The sequence below is a fragment of the Thiorhodococcus fuscus genome, from assembly GCF_042682685.1.
Lineage (GTDB): Bacteria > Pseudomonadota > Gammaproteobacteria > Chromatiales > Chromatiaceae > Imhoffiella > Imhoffiella fuscus.
On record NZ_JBHUHX010000007.1, the window covers coordinates 66,263 to 83,623 of the forward strand.

The 17,361-nt window shown below is 62.4% G+C and carries 19 protein-coding genes; 17 read left to right on the forward strand and 2 right to left on the reverse strand.

All coding sequences use genetic code 11. The features are described from left to right. Positions 1-69: 69 nt before the first annotated feature. The 15 genes from ACFSJC_RS03455 (at position 70) to ACFSJC_RS03525 (ending at position 12,550) form a co-directional block, all read left to right on the forward strand. Complete coding sequence (locus tag ACFSJC_RS03455; RefSeq protein WP_386023261.1) at positions 70-687, forward strand: response regulator transcription factor; 618 nt, start codon at positions 70-72, stop codon at positions 685-687. Between the two features lie 681 nt (positions 688-1,368). Further along, the gene (locus tag ACFSJC_RS03460) at positions 1,369-1,947 is read left to right on the forward strand and encodes a YceD family protein (protein WP_386023264.1); all 579 of its coding nucleotides are present in this window, start codon (positions 1,369-1,371) and stop codon (positions 1,945-1,947) included. Positions 1,948-2,063: 116 nt separating this feature from the next. Continuing rightward, a complete protein-coding gene (gene rpmF, locus ACFSJC_RS03465) occupies positions 2,064-2,240 on the forward strand; it encodes a 50S ribosomal protein L32 (RefSeq protein WP_007039117.1) in 177 nt (58 codons plus the stop codon). Between the two features lie 59 nt (positions 2,241-2,299). Further along, positions 2,300-3,328, forward strand: coding sequence for a phosphate acyltransferase PlsX (plsX, locus tag ACFSJC_RS03470; protein ID WP_386023268.1), 1,029 nt, complete (start codon positions 2,300-2,302; stop codon positions 3,326-3,328). Then, entirely contained in the window at positions 3,328-4,284 is a 957-nt protein-coding gene (locus ACFSJC_RS03475) for a beta-ketoacyl-ACP synthase III (RefSeq protein WP_386023271.1), read from the forward strand. The genes plsX and ACFSJC_RS03475 overlap by 1 nt, the downstream gene beginning before the upstream one ends. 56 nt (positions 4,285-4,340) lie before the next feature. Next, positions 4,341-5,285 (forward strand): ACP S-malonyltransferase, encoded by a 945-nt coding sequence (gene fabD / locus ACFSJC_RS03480; RefSeq protein ID WP_386023274.1) that lies wholly within the window; start codon positions 4,341-4,343, stop codon positions 5,283-5,285. Further along, entirely contained in the window at positions 5,278-6,018 is a 741-nt protein-coding gene (gene fabG / locus ACFSJC_RS03485) for a 3-oxoacyl-ACP reductase FabG (protein WP_386023277.1), read from the forward strand. Before fabD ends, fabG begins: the two co-directional genes overlap by 8 nt. A gap of 153 nt (positions 6,019-6,171) precedes the next feature. Then, positions 6,172-6,408 (forward strand): acyl carrier protein, encoded by a 237-nt coding sequence (acpP, locus tag ACFSJC_RS03490; RefSeq protein WP_007039112.1) that lies wholly within the window; start codon positions 6,172-6,174, stop codon positions 6,406-6,408. A gap of 100 nt (positions 6,409-6,508) precedes the next feature. Then, the gene (fabF, locus tag ACFSJC_RS03495) at positions 6,509-7,747 is read left to right on the forward strand and encodes a beta-ketoacyl-ACP synthase II (protein ID WP_386023280.1); all 1,239 of its coding nucleotides are present in this window, start codon (positions 6,509-6,511) and stop codon (positions 7,745-7,747) included. 33 nt (positions 7,748-7,780) lie between these two features. Next, on the forward strand, positions 7,781-8,665 hold the full coding sequence (gene pabC, locus ACFSJC_RS03500; protein ID WP_386023283.1) for an aminodeoxychorismate lyase: 885 nt from the start codon (positions 7,781-7,783) through the stop codon (positions 8,663-8,665). 13 nt (positions 8,666-8,678) lie between these two features. After that, complete coding sequence (mltG, locus tag ACFSJC_RS03505) at positions 8,679-9,686, forward strand: endolytic transglycosylase MltG (protein ID WP_386023286.1); 1,008 nt, start codon at positions 8,679-8,681, stop codon at positions 9,684-9,686. After that, positions 9,683-10,345, forward strand: coding sequence for a dTMP kinase (gene tmk / locus ACFSJC_RS03510; protein WP_386023289.1), 663 nt, complete (start codon positions 9,683-9,685; stop codon positions 10,343-10,345). The genes mltG and tmk overlap by 4 nt, the downstream gene beginning before the upstream one ends. Positions 10,346-10,354: 9 nt before the next feature. Next, positions 10,355-11,389: a DNA polymerase III subunit delta' gene (gene holB, locus ACFSJC_RS03515; RefSeq protein WP_386023292.1), complete on the forward strand. Its 1,035-nt coding sequence runs from the start codon at positions 10,355-10,357 to the stop codon at positions 11,387-11,389. Positions 11,390-11,392: 3 nt separating this feature from the next. Then, positions 11,393-11,764 carry a PilZ domain-containing protein gene (locus ACFSJC_RS03520; protein WP_386023295.1) on the forward strand — a complete coding sequence of 124 codons (372 nt, stop codon included), beginning with the start codon at positions 11,393-11,395 and terminating at the stop codon, positions 11,762-11,764. Positions 11,765-11,773: 9 nt separating this feature from the next. After that, on the forward strand, positions 11,774-12,550 hold the full coding sequence (locus ACFSJC_RS03525) for a TatD family hydrolase (RefSeq protein WP_386023298.1): 777 nt from the start codon (positions 11,774-11,776) through the stop codon (positions 12,548-12,550). Between the two features lie 80 nt (positions 12,551-12,630). Here the strand turns inward: ACFSJC_RS03525 and ACFSJC_RS03530 are convergent, their stop codons facing one another. Together ACFSJC_RS03530 and ettA are read right to left on the reverse strand one after the other, a co-directional pair. Beyond that, a complete protein-coding gene (locus ACFSJC_RS03530; RefSeq protein ID WP_386023301.1) occupies positions 12,631-13,497 on the reverse strand; it encodes an ATP-binding protein in 867 nt (288 codons plus the stop codon). Positions 13,498-13,593: 96 nt separating this feature from the next. Beyond that, positions 13,594-15,261, reverse strand: a complete 1,668-nt coding sequence (gene ettA / locus ACFSJC_RS03535) for an energy-dependent translational throttle protein EttA (protein WP_386023304.1) — start codon at positions 15,259-15,261, stop codon at positions 13,594-13,596. 239 nt (positions 15,262-15,500) lie between these two features. Here ettA and ACFSJC_RS03540 point away from each other — a divergent pair, with 239 nt between their 5' ends. Next, on the forward strand, positions 15,501-16,733 hold the full coding sequence (locus ACFSJC_RS03540) for an HDOD domain-containing protein (protein ID WP_386023307.1): 1,233 nt from the start codon (positions 15,501-15,503) through the stop codon (positions 16,731-16,733). Positions 16,734-16,784: 51 nt separating this feature from the next. Continuing rightward, positions 16,785-17,318 carry a molybdopterin-guanine dinucleotide biosynthesis protein B gene (gene mobB, locus ACFSJC_RS03545; protein ID WP_386023311.1) on the forward strand — a complete coding sequence of 178 codons (534 nt, stop codon included), beginning with the start codon at positions 16,785-16,787 and terminating at the stop codon, positions 17,316-17,318. Positions 17,319-17,361: the final 43 nt, after the last annotated feature.

The following is a 17,361-nucleotide window of genomic DNA, read 5'->3' on the forward strand; positions in this document are numbered from 1 at the left end:
CAGGATGTTTCGATCTTCCTTGCGATAGGATGTGCTTCGCTTGCAGTTTCGCGTCCAGGGGCCAATGGAATGACAGATGTACAGACCGTTTTCATCGTGGATGACGATCAGGGCATGCGCGATTCGCTGACGCTCATTCTCGATCTTGCCGGGTATCGGACCAGGAGCTTCGCCTCCGCCGCCGCCTTCCTCGATGCCTTTTCTCCACAAGACCAAGGCTGTCTGCTGCTCGATCAGCGTATGCCCGAGATGACTGGGCTCGATCTGCAGGGAGCCTTGGTGGAACGCGGCAGCCTGCTGCCCATTATCTTTCTTTCCGCCTTCGGTGACGTGCCGACGACGGTGCGCGCCATCCAGGGTGGCGCCATCGATTTCCTCGAAAAGCCGGCCAGTACCGATATCCTCTTGAAGCGGGTCGAAGCGGCCTTTGCCGAGAATCGCAAGCGGCGCGAGACGGCCGCCTCCGAGGAGGGAATCCTGGAGCGCTTTCGCCAGTTGACCCCGCGTGAGCACGAGGTCCTGCTGCTCACCACCCAGGGGATGACGAACAAGGATATCGCGCGTCACCTGGGGATCAGTCCGCGCACGGTCGAGAATCATCGCGCGCGCATGATGGAGAAGATGCAGGCGTCCAATTTGGCCGAGCTCTGCCGCATGGCGGCGGTCTGTCCGGTTCGCTCACCCTAAAAATGATCTGGAGCCGTCCCAGGCTCCGGCTCCAGGCTCCTCATGGCGATCAGGGCGTCTGGATCCGTGCTTTCGGTATTGCCCCGGTGCCTCCCAATTTCTCTTCGATCTCTAGCGCGAACCGGAAACTGAGTGGTCCTACGGATATCTCGGTTGCCGTTCGTCGATTATTCTGCCTCGCAATTCGAAGGGGATTGCAGAAATGTGATCCCTGCAACTGACAGCTGCCAGGGCGTTGCCGTCAGGCACCTGGTGACCGTGGCGGACACGGCAAGAGATTAACGAGAAGAAGACGAGGAGGAGCATCGGACGATTCGTCGCCGAGCTATTTATTATAAACCGCACGCCGTAGTCGCGTGTCATGCCTCGGGGCCTTCGGGCTTGAGGGGCGCGAAGGTTGCGGATGGATTCAGGTCCAATACTTTAATAGAGTGCGGTAACACTTGAACTTCCCCTCCACTTCGTCATCGACTCCGACGAAGAGGGCGGGGATTTTTTTTGCCCAAAGATAAAGGCCCCCTGCACCTCTGTCGTCCACGTCCTTCGAGCCGCGGTCACGTAGGCTCGATCCCCGTGTCGTGCGAGACGGGTTTGGCTGCATGAGGTGCGCCTCAAAATCTTGTTTGGATTGATGCGCTTCAATTGACTCGGTCAGTCCTGATCGGTTAACTTTGCCGGCTTATGTCGGAATCCCTCCCCGAGCATCTCGACCCCTGGCGCGCGGCGAAAGGCGGCCTCTCGTTCGTTGGCCGTGTCGCCTTGAGCGATCTGCCGCGCGTTGCGGCGGCGGTCGTCGATTTCGAAGACGAGTCGGGTCCTTCGTTGGTCTCCTATCGTCTCGATTTCGGGCGGGATGAGGCGGGGCGGTTTCTGGTCTCTGGCCAGATTCGAGCCCAGCTCAGACTCGTTTGCCAGCGCTGTATGGGGAACCTGTTGGTCGATGTCGAGGTCGCGCCGCGCGTGATCCTGGCGCCTAACGACCATGTGGCGAACGCGCTGGGGGACGAGTTGGATGTATTGGTCGTCGAGGACGATTCGATGCGTCCTCTCGATTTCATCGAGGATGAGCTGCTGCTCTCCATTCCGATCGTTCCTCGGCACGCGCCGGGTTCCTGCCTCCCTCCGGGGCATCCCGTCGATGAGGGTGACGCCTCCGATGTCGGTGAGAAGGCATCTGAGGCGGAGGCGGGCGACGGACGGGATGAGCATCCCTTTGCCGTTCTCGCCGCGCTCAAGCGCGAGTCGGAGAAGCTGAACTGACTTCCTCCGGTCTTTGGGGTAATCCTAGAGTGCCGGCAGGTCGATTTGGATTTTGAATTGAAACCTAATGGGTGAAGCGGCTGAGTCCTGACTTCGCTCAGCCTGTGGAGAGTACGATGGCCGTCCAACAAAACCGCAAGACCCCCTCGAAGCGCGGCATGCGCCGCTCGCACGACGCACTGTCCAAGCCGACCCTCGCGGTCGATCCGACCAGTGGCGAGACGCACCTGCGTCATCATGTGACCCCCGATGGCTTCTATCGCGGCCGCAAGGTTGTGGACAAGTCGGAGTGACCGCGAGCGCTCGCTCCAGTCTCCAACATCCAGCCGGTTCGGGTCGTAAGACTAAGGTCATGAAGCAGAGATGTACCATTGCGCTAGACGCCATGGGTGGCGATCACGGCCCAGGCGTCGTGGTTCCCGCAGCAGTCAAGTTCGCGGCGGCGAATCCTCATGTCGACCTCATTCTGGTCGGCAATGAGGCACGTATCGAGGAGCTTCTGAAGCGAGCGCCGAGGGATCGGATTCGTATCCATCCCGCTTCGCAGGAAGTGGGCATGGACGAGTCGCCCTCCAAGGCGTTGCGGGGGAAGAAGGACTCCTCCATGCGTGTCGCCATCGATCTGGTCAAGGCGGGCGAGGCCCACGCGTGCGTGAGCGCGGGGAACACGGGCGCCCTGATGGCGACGGCGCGCTTCGTGCTGAAAACGCTGCCGAGCGTCGATCGCCCCGGCATCATCACCGCCGTTCCGTCCATGTTCGGCCACACCCACATGCTGGATCTGGGGGCGAACGTCGATTGCACGGCGGAGCATCTGTTCCAGTTCGCGGTCATGGGCAGCGAACTGGTGTCTGCCGTCGATGGGATCGAGAAGCCGCGTGTCGCGCTGCTCAATATCGGTCAGGAAGAGATCAAGGGCAACGAGCAGGTCAAGCAGGCCCATGAGCTTCTGGTGAACAGCGGCCTGAACTACATCGGTTACGTCGAGGGCGACGGCATCTATCTCGAAGATATCGATCTGGTCGTCACCGATGGGTTCATTGGCAACGTGGCACTCAAGTGCAGCGAGGGGGTGGCCAAGTTCATCGGGAACTCGCTGAGCGCCCAGTTCAAGCGCAGCTGGTTCACGAAGCTTTCCGGGTTGGCCGCATTGCCGATTCTCAAGGCATTCAAGCGAACCATGGACCCACGTCGCTACAACGGTGCCAGTCTGCTCGGACTCCGTGGTATCGTCATCAAGAGTCATGGCGGCGCGGATCAGATGGCGTTCGAGAATGCCATCTATATCGCGGAGAAGGAGATTATCGCGAACATCCCGCAGCGCATCGGCGAGCAGGTCGGGCGACATCTGGATCCCACTCAGTACAGGGCAACGGCCTGATGACATATTCCCGCATTCTCGGGACCGGCAGCTATCTGCCGGAGCGCGTGGTGACCAACGCGGATCTGGAGAAGATCGTCGACACGACGGCCGACTGGATCTTGGAGCGCACCGGTATCGAGAAGCGGCACCTCGCAGCGGATGGCGAGACCTGTTGCGATCTGGCCGAGGCCGCCGCCCGTCGGGCGCTGGACGCGGCCGGGATCCGGGCTGCCGATTTGGATCTCATCATCGTTGCGACCACCACGCCGGACCAGGCCTTCCCCAGTACGGCCTGTCTGCTCCAGCAGCGTCTCGACGTCCACGGCTGTCCGGCCTTCGATGTCCAGGCGGTCTGTGCCGGTTTCGTCTACGCGATGAGCGTCGCGGACAAGTTCATTCGCACCGGTTCGGCCAAGCGCGCCCTGGTGGTTGGCGCTGAGACCTTCTCGCGCCTCCTCGATTGGAACGATCGTGCCACTTGCGTGCTGTTCGGCGATGGTGCTGGCGCGGTCGTGCTGGAGGCATCGGACGAGCCCGGCATCATCTCGGCCCATATTCACGCGGACGGCGCCTACAAGGACCTGCTGCAGGTGCCTGCCGGTATCGGTAACGCGCAGACGGGTTCTCCCTATGTCGAAATGAAGGGCAACGAGGTCTTCCGCTTCGCCGTGACCACGCTCGGGCGGATCGTCGAGGAGACGCTTGAGGCCAACGGCATGAGCAAGTCGGATGTCGACTGGCTGATTCCGCATCAGGCGAACATCCGCATCATTCAGGCCACGGCCCGCAAGCTGGGTCTTCCGATGGAGCGGGTGGTGGTGACGGTCGGCGAGCACGGCAACACCTCCTCGGCCTCGATTCCGTTGGCATTCGATCAAGCCGTTCGGGATGGGCGCATTCAACGTGGCGAGCGGCTGCTGATGGAGGCGTTCGGGGGCGGCTTTACCTGGGGGTCCGTGCTGGTTCGTTACTGAGTTCCGAACCTCCGTCGATTCAGAAAACCTCAATAGATCGCAACGCATCCTTTCCAATGGCAAACACTCTCGCAGTCTTCTTTCCCGGTCAGGGCTCGCAGTCCGTCGGCATGCTCGATGCGCTTGCCGAATCCTATACCAGCGTTCGTCACACCTTCGAGGAGGCATCCGACGCGCTCGGCAAGGATCTCTGGCAACTCGTCAGCCAGGGTCCGAAAGAGGATCTCGACCTGACCGAGAACACCCAGCCGGCGATGCTGGCCGCCGGGGTCGCCGTGTGGCGCGCTTGGCTTCAGGCCGGCGGTAGACCCGCGACCCTGATGGCGGGCCACAGCCTCGGTGAATATGCCGCGCTGGTCGCAGCCGAGTCGCTTTCCTTCGCCGATGGCGTGCGTCTTGCCGCAGATCGTGCGCGCTTCATGCAGGAGGCCGTGCCCGCTGGGCAGGGTGCCATGGCGGCCGTACTCGGACTCGCTGACGAGCAGGTGCTCGCTGTCTGCGCGGAGCAGGCGCAGGGCGCGGTTCTGTCGGCGGTCAATTTCAACTCGCCTGGACAGGTCGTTATCGCTGGCGAGAGCGCTGCGGTCGCGCGCGCGATTACGGCCGCCAAGGCGGCTGGTGCCAAGCGCGCGCTTGCCTTGCCGGTTAGCGTGCCCTCTCATTGCGCCCTGATGCAGCCCGCCGCCGAGCGTCTCTCCGAGCGTCTCGCCGATATCGCCCTGTCGGTGCCGGTGGTTCCGGTGCTGCACAATGTCAGCGTGACCTCTGCAGATTCGGTCGAGTCATTGCGGGATCTCCTGGTGCGCCAGCTCTACAGCCCGGTACGCTGGGTCGAGACCGTGCAGACGGTGGCCAAGCAAGGCGTCGAGACCGCTCTGGAGTGCGGACCCGGTAAGGTGCTGGCCGGTCTGTGCAAACGAATCGATGACAACATGAAGACGCTGCCGGTCTTCGATCCCAAGACTCTAGAGGCGGCGCTGGAGGCCACAGCTCATGCTTAAAGGTGAAATCGCGCTCGTAACCGGCGCTTCCCGTGGAATCGGCCGTGCGATCGCCATGGCCCTGGCCGAACAGGGCGCGACCGTTGTCGGGACGGCTACGACCGAGTCGGGCGCGGCTGGAATCGGTCAGGCGCTGACCGAGGCCGGTCACCAAGGCATGGGCCTGGTGCTGAACGTCTCCGACCAGGCCTCCGTCGATGCGGCGCTGGCCCAGATGACCGAGACGTTCGGTGCGCCCAGTATTTTGGTCAACAATGCCGGCATCACGCGCGACAATCTGCTGATGCGGATGAAGGACGATGAGTGGGATGCGGTGATCGACACCAACCTGACCTCCCTGTATCGCCTCTCCAAGGCCTGTCTGCGGGCCATGACCAAGGCGCGCAAGGGGCGCATCATCAATATCGCCTCGGTGGTCGGTGCCATGGGCAATGCCGGTCAGACCAACTACGCGGCGGCCAAGGCCGGCATGATGGGCTTCACCAAGTCGCTGGCACGCGAGGTGGGTTCACGCGGCGTGACCGTCAATTGCGTGGCACCGGGCTTCATCGATACGGATATGACCCGCTCGCTTCCCGATGCGCATCGCGAAACCCTGCTCTCCGCCATCCCTCTCGCTCGACTTGGGCAGCCGGAGGAGATCGCGAGCGCGGTCGCCTTTCTGGCCTCGCCGGGCGGCGCGTACATCACGGGTGAAACCCTGCATGTCAATGGCGGCATGCACATGGCGTGATGCAGGCGGTATTAAATTAAATACTCCTTGTAAATCAGTTTCTTGAATGATGATCGCTATGGCCGATCTTGGCTTTCATCGATCATCGATTGTCACTAGAATACGCCCTGGTCCAGAAAGGGCCATTTCTTTTCATCCAGAGGAATTATTCCTATGAGCAGCGTTGAAGATCGAGTTCGTAAAATCGTTGTCGAGCAATTGGGCGTCAAAGAAGAAGAAGTCAACGCAGAGGCGTCTTTCGTCGACGATCTGGGTGCGGACTCCCTCGACACCGTGGAGTTGGTCATGGCCCTCGAAGAAGAGTTCGAGACCGAAATTCCGGACGAAGACGCAGAGAAGATCACGACGGTCCAGCAGGCCATCGATTACATCAACGCGCATCAGGCCTGAGGCCGGATTCGCGATCAATGCGTACCGCCACGCGCCGTAAATGGATCTGGGCGCGGATCGGGCTCGTCGAAAGTGGCGTTCTGAACGATAGAGGTAAGTAATGGCAGGAAGAAGGGTAGTCGTCACCGGTTTAGGCCTCGTGGCCCCCGTTGGTCTGGATGTCAAATCCTCGTGGGACAGCATTCTGGCTGGCAGAAGCGGGATCAAGCCCATCACCCATTTCGATATCGAACCGTTCAGTACCCGCTTCGGCGGTCCAATCTATGGTTTCGATCCGAGCCAGTACATCTCGGAAAAAGAAGCCAAAAAGATGGACAAGTTCATCCACTACGGCATGGCGGCCGGCTGCCAGGCTATCGCCGACTCCGGGTTGGAGATCGACGAGTCCAACTGCCGTCGGATCGGTGTCGCGATCGGCTCCGGCATCGGTGGAATCACCGGTATCGAGAACAACTACGAGGCGTATCGCGAGAAGGGGCCGCGGCGCATTTCGCCGTTCTTCGTGCCCGCTAACATCATCAACATGGTGGCTGGCAACCTGTCGATCAAATTCGGTCTCAAGGGTCCGAATTATTCGATCGTGTCCGCCTGTAGCACGGGTGCGCACAACATCGGCGAGGCCGCCATCATGATCCGTCACGGCTACGTCGACGTCATGGTCGCGGGCGGTGCCGAAATGGCGACCTCACCGGTCGGTCTGGGTGGATTCGCCGCAGCGCGCGCTCTCTCGACCCGTAACGACGCACCGGAGGCTGCGAGCCGTCCCTTCGACAAAGAACGCGACGGTTTCGTCCTCAGTGACGGTGCTGGCGTGGTGGTGCTCGAAGAGTATGAGCACGCCAAGGCGCGCGGTGCCACCATTTATGCCGAACTGGTGGGTGTTGGCATGAACTCGGATGCCTACCATATGACCGCCCCGTCGGAAGACGGCGAAGGTGCGGCGAACTGTATGCTCATCGCGCTCAATGATGCGGGTCTGAACCTGGAGCAGGTGGACTACATCAACGCCCATGGCACCTCGACCCCGGCGGGCGATGCGGCCGAGACGCGCGCCGTCAAGCGGGCGTTCGGCGATCATGCCTACAAGCTGTGCGTCAGCTCGACCAAGTCCATGACCGGTCACATGCTGGGTGCGGCCGGTGGTGCCGAGGCCATCTTCACCATTCTGGCGCTTCGCGATCAGGTGGCTCCGCCGACGATCAATTATCAGACCCCGGATCCGGCCTGCGATCTCGACTACGTGCCCAATACGGCACGCGAGATGCCCATCGAGGTCGCGCTGTCCAACTCCTTCGGCTTTGGCGGAACCAACGGAACGCTGATTTTCCGGCGCGCCTGATCGGGGTTTCAACGCACGCGTTGAAACTCGGGCATGACGGATGAAAGACTGAAACCACCGGGGACGCTTGATGCGTCCCCGGTGGTTTTTATCGATGGGCGTTCGGCCGACCTCATCGAGGTTCTCGATCGAGGTCTTCAGTATGGCGACGGTCTGTTCGAGACGGTTCTGATCCAGGACGCGCGTCCCTGTCAGTGGCGTCGTCATCTCGATCGCTTGTATGCCGGTGCCCAGCGTTTGGGTATCCCGCTTCCCGCTACGGACGATCTCGGTCGCGAGGTACTGGCTCTCGTTGCCGGACTCGATGCGGCGGTTCTCAAGATCCTCGTCACCCGTGGTCGCGGTGGCCGAGGCTATCGGCCTCCGGCCGAGCCTGAGCCGCATCGTCTGCTCTTGGTCTATCCTCTTGTTTCTGGAACCGATCGGTTCCGAGAAGAAGGGATTCGCGCGCGTTATTGTCGAACACCCGCCTCGATCAACCCCGCGTTGGCCGGGATGAAGCACCTCAATCGGTTGGACTCGGTGCTCGCGCGTCGGGAGTGGGACGACCTGACGGCCGAGCATGGGACGATCGAGGAAGGGCTGATGCTCGATCCGTTCGGGTTCCTGGTCGGCGGAACCATGACCAACGTCTTTCTCTGGGATGGGCGCGTGCTACGGACGCCTCCGGTCGACCGGGCCGGTATCGCCGGGACCTGTCGTGCCCTGCTCCTTGAGAGGGCCGAGGCCGCCGGCATTCCCTGTCGCGTCGAGCCGCTGGGGCCATCGGAGATCGAGCGCTCCCAGGGACTTTTTTTGACCAACGCGCTGGTTGGCGTCTGGCCCGTGCGTGAACTCGACGGATATTCCTATTCCCTGGATGGTCTGCCCTGGACCTTTCTGCGGGAGATCTGGGCGGCCGCTCGAAGGCCTGAATGAGGAGGGACCATCCATGATCTGGCGCATCAGTTTCGGTGTTCTGCTGCTCGCGACCCTGTCCTTGGTTGGCGGTCTCGCGCTTGAATACCAGCATTTTCTGAAGACCCCGCTGTCGGTCTCCGGACCCCGGGCGGTCGTCGAGATCCCGCGCGGGACCTCGCTCAATGCCTTGGCCCATGATCTGGTGCGGCGCGGGATTCTGGCTCGGCCCTACTATTTCGTCGCCCTGGCCTATCAGAAGGGGCAGCAATCGGCTATCAAGGCCGGCGAGTATGCCGTCACCCCGGATATGACTCCCGTGGCGTTCCTCGATCACATCGTCTCAGGGAAGGTGATCCAATACGACCTGACCTTCGTCGAAGGCCGGACCTTCCGTCAGGCGCTGGCTGTCTTGGATGCCCAGGATGCCTTGGATGGCGAGCCGCTCTCTCAACTGTCTGATGATGCCCTGATGGAGCGTCTGGGGCGGCCTGGCACCCATCCCGAGGGACTCTTCTTTCCGGATACCTATCGCTTTCCGCGTCATATGGCACGTCTCGACCTGCTGAGGCAGAGCATGCGCCGTATGGATCGGATCCTGGAGGAGGCGTGGCAGGCGCGCGAACCCAACCTACCGTTCTCGACGCCTTACGAGGCGCTCATCATGGCTTCGATCATCGAGAAGGAGACGGCCGTTGCGGCGGAGCGTCCTCAGATCGGCGGCGTCTTCGTGCGCAGGCTGCGCCTGGGCATGCGGCTACAGACCGATCCGACCGTGATCTACGGGCTCGGCGAACGGTTCGACGGCAACCTGCGTCGGGCCGATCTGCGCGCCGACAATCCGTACAACACCTATGTGATCGATGGGTTGCCGCCGACACCGATTGCTTTGCCCGGGCGCGGCGCAATCCTTGCCGCCGTGCAGCCGGCCGCTGGAGACAGCCTCTATTTCGTCGCCAAGGGTGATGGTACCCACGTCTTCTCCCGGACGCTCGAAGAGCACAATCGCGCGGTCCGGCGCTATATCCTGGGCAAGCCATGAGTTCACATTCTGTTATGCGCGGTCGCTTCATCACCCTGGAAGGGATCGAGGGGGCCGGAAAATCGACTCAGATCGCCAGCCTGGCCGAGTTGCTCCAGGGGCTGGGGTTCCGCGTGGTCACCACTCGCGAGCCAGGCGGCTCGCCGATCGCGGAACGGATGCGCGCGGTGCTGCTGGATTCGCAGAATCGAGGGATGAACGATACCGCCGAGCTGCTGCTGATGTTCGCTGCGCGTGCCGAGCATCTGGAGAAGACCATCCGACCGGCCCTGGAGGTCGGAACCTGGGTCATCTGCGACCGCTTCACCGATGCGACCTATGCCTATCAAGGCGGTGGGCGCGGGGTCGATCCGGGACGCATCGCGACGCTGGAGACCCTGGTCCAGGGCGATCTGCGTCCCGATCTGACGTTGGTGCTCGATCTGCCTCCCGAGATGGGGCTGGCCCGCGCCCGGGTGCGCAATGGCGGCGAGACCGATCGCTTCGAGGCCGAGGATCTGGCGTTCTTCGCGGCGGCGCGGGCGGTCTATCTGGCCCGTGCCGAGGCGTCGCCCGAGCGTTATCGGGTGGTCGACGCGGCGGCCCATCTGGATGAGGTCACCCGTCAGGTGCGATCGCTCGTCGAATCCTTCGTCGGGCAACGGGATGTCGAGGCTTGATGCGGTCCCATGAGCGCAATGACTGATCCCGGCTCGGTCCGACTGCCGCCTTGGCTGGACGGAACCTGGGCGCGCTTGCGGTCCGCGCGCGATTCCCAGAGGCTGGCGCATGCCATGGTCATTACCGGTCCACAGGGGGTCGGTAAGCGCGAACTCGCCGAGGCATTCGCCCGATCGCTGCTCTGTCGGGCGCGCGATGCCGAGGGATACGCCTGCGGACGCTGTCCGGATTGTCTGCTGCTCGCTGCGGGCAGTCATCCGGATCTGACGCGGGTGGGACCGGAACCCGGCGGCAAGTCGAGCGAGATTTCGGTCGGCACGATACGGACCTTTTCCGAGCATGAATCGCTGACTCCGAGTCGTGCGGACTGGAAGATCGCCCTGATCGACCCGGCCGATCGTCTCAATCCGTCCGCCGCCAATGCGCTGCTCAAGACCCTTGAGGAGCCTTCGGGTCAGACGCTTTTGTGTCTGATCGCGGAGCGGCCAGGGCTGCTACCGGCGACCATCCGCAGCCGCTGCCTGCAGATCAATGTGTCGATTCCGGATGAGTCCGTCGCCTTGGAGTGGCTGGGCGTGCGTCTGCCGCAATCGGATATGGATCCGATCATTCCCTTGCGTTTGGCCAACGGCGCGCCCTTACGCGCCTTGGCCGAGTTCGATCAGGACCTCTTCGCCCACAGGCGCCAACGACTCGAAGGCTTTATCGATCTCGCTTCGGGCCGACGCGACCCAGTCGTCGAGGCGGCCGCATGGAATACCCAAGGCCCGGCTCGGATGCTCGACTGGCTGAGCGGCTGGGTCTGCGACCTCTTGCGGTTGAAGGCGGTCCCCGAAGCCGTCAGACTCATCAATCCGGACCAGCGTGAGGCATTCAGTCGGCTGGCCGAGCGGATCGAGCCGGCGGCAGGCCATCGGTTTCTCAAGCGGATCATGGAGAGTCGGGCGCTCGCCGATAGCAACCTGAACCATTCCTTGATGCTGGAAGCGCTGGCAATCGACTGGTTCCGGCTCAACCAGCGCACCGAACCCCGGAGATACTGACTCATGAGCACGCCCTCCAATCCCCTCGGTGGACTCGGGGGACAGCAGCGGATCCTCAGCTTCGCCATCAAGGACAAGAGTGCGCTCTATGCGTCATTCATGCCCTTCATCAAGAACGGCGGACTCTTCATCCCGACCACCAAGAAATATCAGCTCGGCGACGAGATCTTTCTGCTGCTGCAACTGATGGACGAGACGGACCGCATCCCGGTGGCCGGCAAGGTCGTCTGGGTCACCCCGTCCGGGGCGGAGGGCAACCGCTCCATCGGTGTCGGGGTCCAGTTCAGCGATCAGGATAAGGGCATCGCCCGGCGTAAGATCGAGGATTATCTCGCCGGGGCGCTGACCTCGGACCGACCCAATCACACCATGTAAGGACCCTCGATGCTCGTCGATTCGCACTGTCATCTGGACCGCGTCGATCTCAAAACCCATGCCGGCGATTTCGACGTCATGATGCGCGCCTGCCGCGAGGCAGGTATCGGGCGCATGCTCTGTGTCGGCATCGATCTCGAAAGCTATTCCGAGATGCGCCGACTGATCGATCCCTATCCCGAGGTGGATGTATCGGTCGGCGTCCATCCCAATCATGAAGACGGGATCCAGGCGACCTTCGAGCGTCTGGTCGAGTTGGCCGAGGATGCGCGTAATGTAGCGATCGGCGAAACGGGGCTGGATTACTTTCGTAGCGAGGGCGACCTCGTCTGGCAGCATGAGCGTTTCCGCGTCCATATCGCCGCCGCGCGGGCCTGCGGCAAACCGCTCATTATTCATACGCGCGATGCCCGCGAGGATACGGTGCGTATCCTGCGTGAGGAGGGCGCCGACGCGGTCGGCGGCGTGCTGCATTGTTTCACCGAGTCTTGGGAGATGGCCAAGCAGGGGCTCGATCTGGGCTTCTACGTCTCCTTCTCGGGGATTCTCACCTTCCGCAATGCCGCCGATTTGCGTGAGGTGGCGCGCCAGGTGCCGCTGGACCGTCTGCTCATCGAGACCGATTCGCCCTATCTTGCCCCAGTGCCGCATCGCGGCCGACCGAACGAGCCGCGCTATGTTCAGCATGTCGCCGACTGCATCGCCGAGATTCGCGGCATGGATCGGGATGAAGTCGCAGCCCTGACCGCAGAGAATTATCTGAGACTCTTTCGGCCTTCCGTTTGAAGACGGACGTTGAATCGCGCAGGCCCGAAGTCCGCCACGCAAGATCTGCGCGCCCTTCGTGCCTGTGCGGTTCCTTCGCCTCAGTTGACGCGCCCGGCCCAATCCTTGGCGAACTGCCAGGCGGTGCGTCCGCTGCGCGATCCTCGGCGTAGCGCCCATTGCAGGGCGGAACGCTCGATCGCTTCCCAATGCTCCGGCGTTTCGGGTTCGGCGCCCAGGCGTTCGAGCCAGTGGCGCACGACCCCCAAATACTGGGTCTGGTTGAAGGGGTGGAAGGAGACCCAGAGACCGAAACGGTCGGATAGCGAGATCTTTTCCTCGACCGATTCGCCGTGATGCAGCTCGCCGTCTTGGATGCGCGCCTCGCGGTTCTCCGAATGGAACTCGGGCAGCAGATGGCGTCTGTTCGAGGTGGCATAGATGAGCACATTGTCTGGCGTCGCGGCGATGGAGCCGTCGAGCGCCGCCTTGAGCGCCTTGTAGCTCGATTCGTTGGCCTCGAAGGAGAGGTCGTCGCAGAAGAGGATGAAGCGTTCTGGCCGGTCGTGGATGAGGTCCAGGATGTCGGGCAATTGGATGAGATCGTCCTTGTCGACCTCGATGAGACGCAGCCCCTGGTCGCGGTAACGGTTGAAGACCGCCTTGACCAGCGAAGACTTGCCGGTGCCGCGCGAGCCCCACAAGAGGACGTTGTTGGCGCCGCGTCCGGCAATGAATTGGGCGGTGTTGCGGTCGATCTCTTCCTTTTGTCGCTCCAGTCCCAGCAGGTCGGCGAGTTCGAGTCGGTGCGGCGTATGCACCGCTTGCAGCCAACCGCCTCCGGCTTTGGTGCGCCAGCGGAAGGCGTGCGCGCTCCAATCGGGCGTTGCTGTGCCGGAGGGGAGCAGCTGTTCCAGTCGGTCGACGAGCGCGTCGAGTCGGGTCAGGAGTCGATCGGTTTGAGTCATGGTGGAAGCCAATTCAGGTGGTCAACTGCCAGCCATCCGCTTCCAGCTACACGGCTGTGCGCTGGTCGCTGAAAGCTGGCGGCTGACGGTCGGATCTTAGGCAGAGAGCCGGCGGTACTTGATGCGGTGCGGCTGGTCGGCCTCGGTGCCGAGGCGGCGGTGACGGTCGGCCTCGTAGTCGGCATAGTTGCCCTCGAACCAGACCACCTCGGAATCGCCTTCGAACGCCAGGATGTGGGTGGCGATGCGGTCGAGGAACCAGCGGTCGTGGCTGATGACCACGGCGCAGCCCGGGAACACCAGCAGCGCCTCTTCGAGCGCGCGCAGCGTCTCGACGTCCAGGTCGTTGGTGGGCTCGTCGAGCAGCAGCAGGTTGCCGCCGCTCTTCAGCACCTTGGCCAGGTGGACGCGGTTGCGCTCACCGCCCGAGAGGTCGCCGATGCGCTTCTGCTGATCGGTACCCTTGAAGTTGAAACGCCCGCAATAGGCGCGCGACGGCATCTCGTAGCGGCCGACGGTGATGATGTCGGACCCGCCGGAGATCTCTTCCCAGATGGTCTTGCTGTCGTCGAGCGCGTCGCGGCTCTGGTCGACATAGGCGACCTGCACCGTCTCGCCGACCCGCAGGGTTCCTGCGTCGGGTTGTTCCTGGCCGGTGATGATGCGGAAGAGGGTGGTCTTGCCCGCACCGTTGGGGCCGATGACGCCCACGATGCCGCCCGCCGGCAGGTTGAAGGAGAGGTTCTCGTACAGCAGGTTGTCGCCGTAGGCCTTCTTCAGCCCCTCGGCCTCGATCACCAGATCGCCGAGACGCGGACCCGGTGGGATGTAGATCTCGTTGGTCTCGTTGCGGGCCTGGAAATCCTGGGACTGCAACTCGTCGAAGCGAGCGAGACGCGCCTTGCTCTTGGCATGTCGGCCCTTGGGGTTGGAGCGCACCCACTCCAGCTCCTGCTTCATGGCCTTGATACGGGCCTGTTCCTGCTTCTGCTCCAGCTCCAGACGCTTCTCCTTCTGATCGAGCCAGGAGGAATAGTTGCCTTCCCAGGGGATGCCGTGGCCGCGGTCGAGCTCCAGGATCCAGCCGGCGACATTGTCGAGGAAGTAGCGGTCGTGGGTGACGGCCACGACGGTGCCCGGATACTCATGGAGAAAGCGTTCGAGCCAGGCGATGGATTCGGCGTCCAGGTGGTTGGTCGGCTCGTCGAGCAGCAGCATGTCGGGCTTGGACAGCAGCAGACGGCAGAGCGCGACGCGGCGGCGCTCGCCGCCGGAGAGTTTGGTGACGTCGGCATCCCAGGGCGGCAGACGCAACGCATCGGCGGCCACTTCGAGGGTGCGATCGAGGTTGTGTCCGTCGGTCGCCTCGATCAGGTTCTCGAGCTCGGCCTGTTCCTGGGCGAGCGCGTCGAAATCGGCGTCGGGGTCGGCATAGGCGGCATAGACGGCATCAAGACGTGCGAGCGCCTCCTTGATGTGTCCGAGCGCCTCCTCGACGTTGCCGCGTACATCCTTGTCCGGATCCAGCTGTGGCTCCTGGGACAGATAGCCGATCTTGATGCCGGGCTGGGGGCGTGCTTCGCCCTCGATCTCGGTGTCGACACCGGCCATGATGCGCAGAAGCGAAGACTTGCCCGAGCCGTTGAGGCCCAACACGCCGATCTTGGCGCCGGGGTAGAAGGAGAGTGAGATGTCGCGCAGGATGATGCGCTTGGGCGGCACGATCTTGCCGACCCGATTCATCGTGTAAATGTATTGAGCCATTGGGTGCGTGTGCTGAGTCTAATCGTTATGAATGCTTGGGAGCGGTCCGCTCGGCGGACCTGCGGCATATGCCGCAAGGAAGGTATTGCGCCTCCGTGGGGTATGCATTCTGCGCTGTCGTCGCGAGAATGTCCAAAGTCCCCCGTCGGATGGGATGTCCTGGTCGATAGAGACTGGACGGGCTTTCGGCGTTTGGGTCAGTCTATGAGGTGTAGTGGCGAACACTTGGGATGAAGCGCATGAATCACTCGCTTTCGGCATCGACGCTTGACGACCTGGCCCCTGTTCATCAGCTGGCTAAGGAGGATCGCGCACGGCTCGCCCACTCCGGGCAGATCGCCACTGTGGCTGCGGGGCGGAAGATGACGGCGATTCAAGAGTATCCCTGGCTGGGATATCTGCTGTCGGGCAAGGTGTGTCTCTTTAAAGGGGACGACAAAGAGATCCTGGAGGCGGGGACCATGCGGGCCTGTCAGCCGATCTTCTCCGAGAATCGTCTGCGCGACCATGCCGTCTTTCTGACCGACTGCGAGCTCTTGCGGCTCGATCGTCAGTTGTTCCTGGCGCTCGATCCAGATCCGCCGAAACCGGACGAGACGCTTCGGCGGATGCAGCTCAGCGAAACGGAAACCGGTCTGCTCGCCAGTCTGCATCAGGCTTGTCAGGACGGCCGTTTGTCGCTGCCCACGCTGCCTAAGATCGCGCGGGCGATCCAGGATGCGATGAACGATCCGAATATCACATCCTCCCGTCTCGCGCGCATCGTGCAGATGGATCTGGCCGTCACCGGGGGGCTGATCCGCTTGTCCAACAGCCCCATGTACCGGGGCGCCAAGCCGATCGCCGATGTGCGCAACGCCATCATTCGTTTGGGCATGGAGATGACCCGATCGGTGGTCATGAGTCTCTCGATGCAGCAGGTGTTCAAGACCAAATCTCCGCTCATGAAGCATCATATGAAGGCTGCCTGGAACCGCTGCGTGCATATCTCGGCGCTCAGCTTCGTGATCGCGCGACAGTGCGAAGGATTTCATCCCGAACAGGCACTGTTGGCCGGATTGCTTCATGACGTCGGCGTGGTACCCATCATCGATTTCGTCAGCCGCAATTATCGCGAGATCGCGGACGACGAGCTGGAAGCAGCGATGTTGCGGCTCAAGGGCATGGTCGGCGAACTGGTGGTCAACGATTGGGGGCTGGGATCAGAACTGGTGCGGGTGGTCCGTGAGTCCGACCATTGGTACCGGGATCACGACGATGCCCCCGATTATTGCGACATCGTCCTTCTGGCGCGTCTCTATCGCCTGCATCAGTCCGAGCCGCGTGGACCGCTACCGCGTTATTATGACGTTCCAGCCTATTACAAGCTGGATCTAGGGCAGCCGGGGCAGACCGAGGAGGTCGATGTGATCGCGGAGGCGAGCGAGCAGATCTCGGATGTCATGGCCATGCTTCGGGGCGAGAAGGGCTGAGTGCGGACGATGGACGATCGCGAGCAATTCGGTTCCAACTCGGAGAAGAGGATGCCCCCCGTCTTTGGTTTCGTGGCACCCAGCGGCAGCGGCAAGACGACGCTCTTGCGGCGGGTGGTCGCTGCGCTCACCGCCAAGGGGCTGCGGATCGGCTATCTGAAGCATGCCCATCATCGATTCGACCTCGATGTTCCGGGGAAGGATAGCTTTGAGATTCGCGCTGCGGGCGCGGCTCAGACCCTCCTGGCATCGCGGGCCCGCTGGGCGCTCCAGGTCGAGGAGCGCGCGCGCGAGGAGGATCCGAATTTGGACGACATGCTGGCGCGCTTCGAGCGCGAGCGTCTCGATCTGATTCTGGTGGAGGGCTTCAAGCACGCGACCTATCCCAAGATCGAGGTCTATCGCGCGATTCTCGGTCAGCCCCCGCTCTATCCGTCCGACCCCGAGATCATCGCCGTTGCGACACAGGATCCTCTGCCAACCGCTACGCATCCCCAAATCATTCCGCTCGACGATCCGGAGCGTATCGCCGATTTCATCTTGGGTCTGAGCGAGGACGGTGCTCCGATTGAGCTTGGTCGCTGAGGGGCGCTGGATCCGATGTCGCGGTCCGTCTCGCAGGATCGTG

Excerpts from the sequence above, each read along its gene's own strand:
- ACFSJC_RS03455 (WP_386023261.1), top strand. The coding sequence starts at position 70 with ATGACAGATGTACAGACCGTTTTCATCGTGGATGACGATCAGGGCATG.
- ACFSJC_RS03460 (WP_386023264.1), top strand. The coding sequence starts at position 1,369 with ATGTCGGAATCCCTCCCCGAGCATCTCGACCCCTGGCGCGCGGCGAAA.
- rpmF (WP_007039117.1), top strand. The coding sequence starts at position 2,064 with ATGGCCGTCCAACAAAACCGCAAGACCCCCTCGAAGCGCGGCATGCGC.
- plsX (WP_386023268.1), top strand. The coding sequence starts at position 2,300 with ATGAAGCAGAGATGTACCATTGCGCTAGACGCCATGGGTGGCGATCAC.
- ACFSJC_RS03475 (WP_386023271.1), top strand. The coding sequence starts at position 3,328 with ATGACATATTCCCGCATTCTCGGGACCGGCAGCTATCTGCCGGAGCGC.
- fabD (WP_386023274.1), top strand. The coding sequence starts at position 4,341 with ATGGCAAACACTCTCGCAGTCTTCTTTCCCGGTCAGGGCTCGCAGTCC.
- fabG (WP_386023277.1), top strand. The coding sequence starts at position 5,278 with ATGCTTAAAGGTGAAATCGCGCTCGTAACCGGCGCTTCCCGTGGAATC.
- acpP (WP_007039112.1), top strand. The coding sequence starts at position 6,172 with ATGAGCAGCGTTGAAGATCGAGTTCGTAAAATCGTTGTCGAGCAATTG.
- fabF (WP_386023280.1), top strand. The coding sequence starts at position 6,509 with ATGGCAGGAAGAAGGGTAGTCGTCACCGGTTTAGGCCTCGTGGCCCCC.
- pabC (WP_386023283.1), top strand. The coding sequence starts at position 7,781 with ATGACGGATGAAAGACTGAAACCACCGGGGACGCTTGATGCGTCCCCG.
- mltG (WP_386023286.1), top strand. The coding sequence starts at position 8,679 with ATGATCTGGCGCATCAGTTTCGGTGTTCTGCTGCTCGCGACCCTGTCC.
- tmk (WP_386023289.1), top strand. The coding sequence starts at position 9,683 with ATGAGTTCACATTCTGTTATGCGCGGTCGCTTCATCACCCTGGAAGGG.
- holB (WP_386023292.1), top strand. The coding sequence starts at position 10,355 with ATGAGCGCAATGACTGATCCCGGCTCGGTCCGACTGCCGCCTTGGCTG.
- ACFSJC_RS03520 (WP_386023295.1), top strand. The coding sequence starts at position 11,393 with ATGAGCACGCCCTCCAATCCCCTCGGTGGACTCGGGGGACAGCAGCGG.
- ACFSJC_RS03525 (WP_386023298.1), top strand. The coding sequence starts at position 11,774 with ATGCTCGTCGATTCGCACTGTCATCTGGACCGCGTCGATCTCAAAACC.
- ACFSJC_RS03530 (WP_386023301.1), bottom strand. The coding sequence starts at position 13,497 with ATGACTCAAACCGATCGACTCCTGACCCGACTCGACGCGCTCGTCGAC.
- ettA (WP_386023304.1), bottom strand. The coding sequence starts at position 15,261 with ATGGCTCAATACATTTACACGATGAATCGGGTCGGCAAGATCGTGCCG.
- ACFSJC_RS03540 (WP_386023307.1), top strand. The coding sequence starts at position 15,501 with ATGAATCACTCGCTTTCGGCATCGACGCTTGACGACCTGGCCCCTGTT.
- mobB (WP_386023311.1), top strand. The coding sequence starts at position 16,785 with ATGCCCCCCGTCTTTGGTTTCGTGGCACCCAGCGGCAGCGGCAAGACG.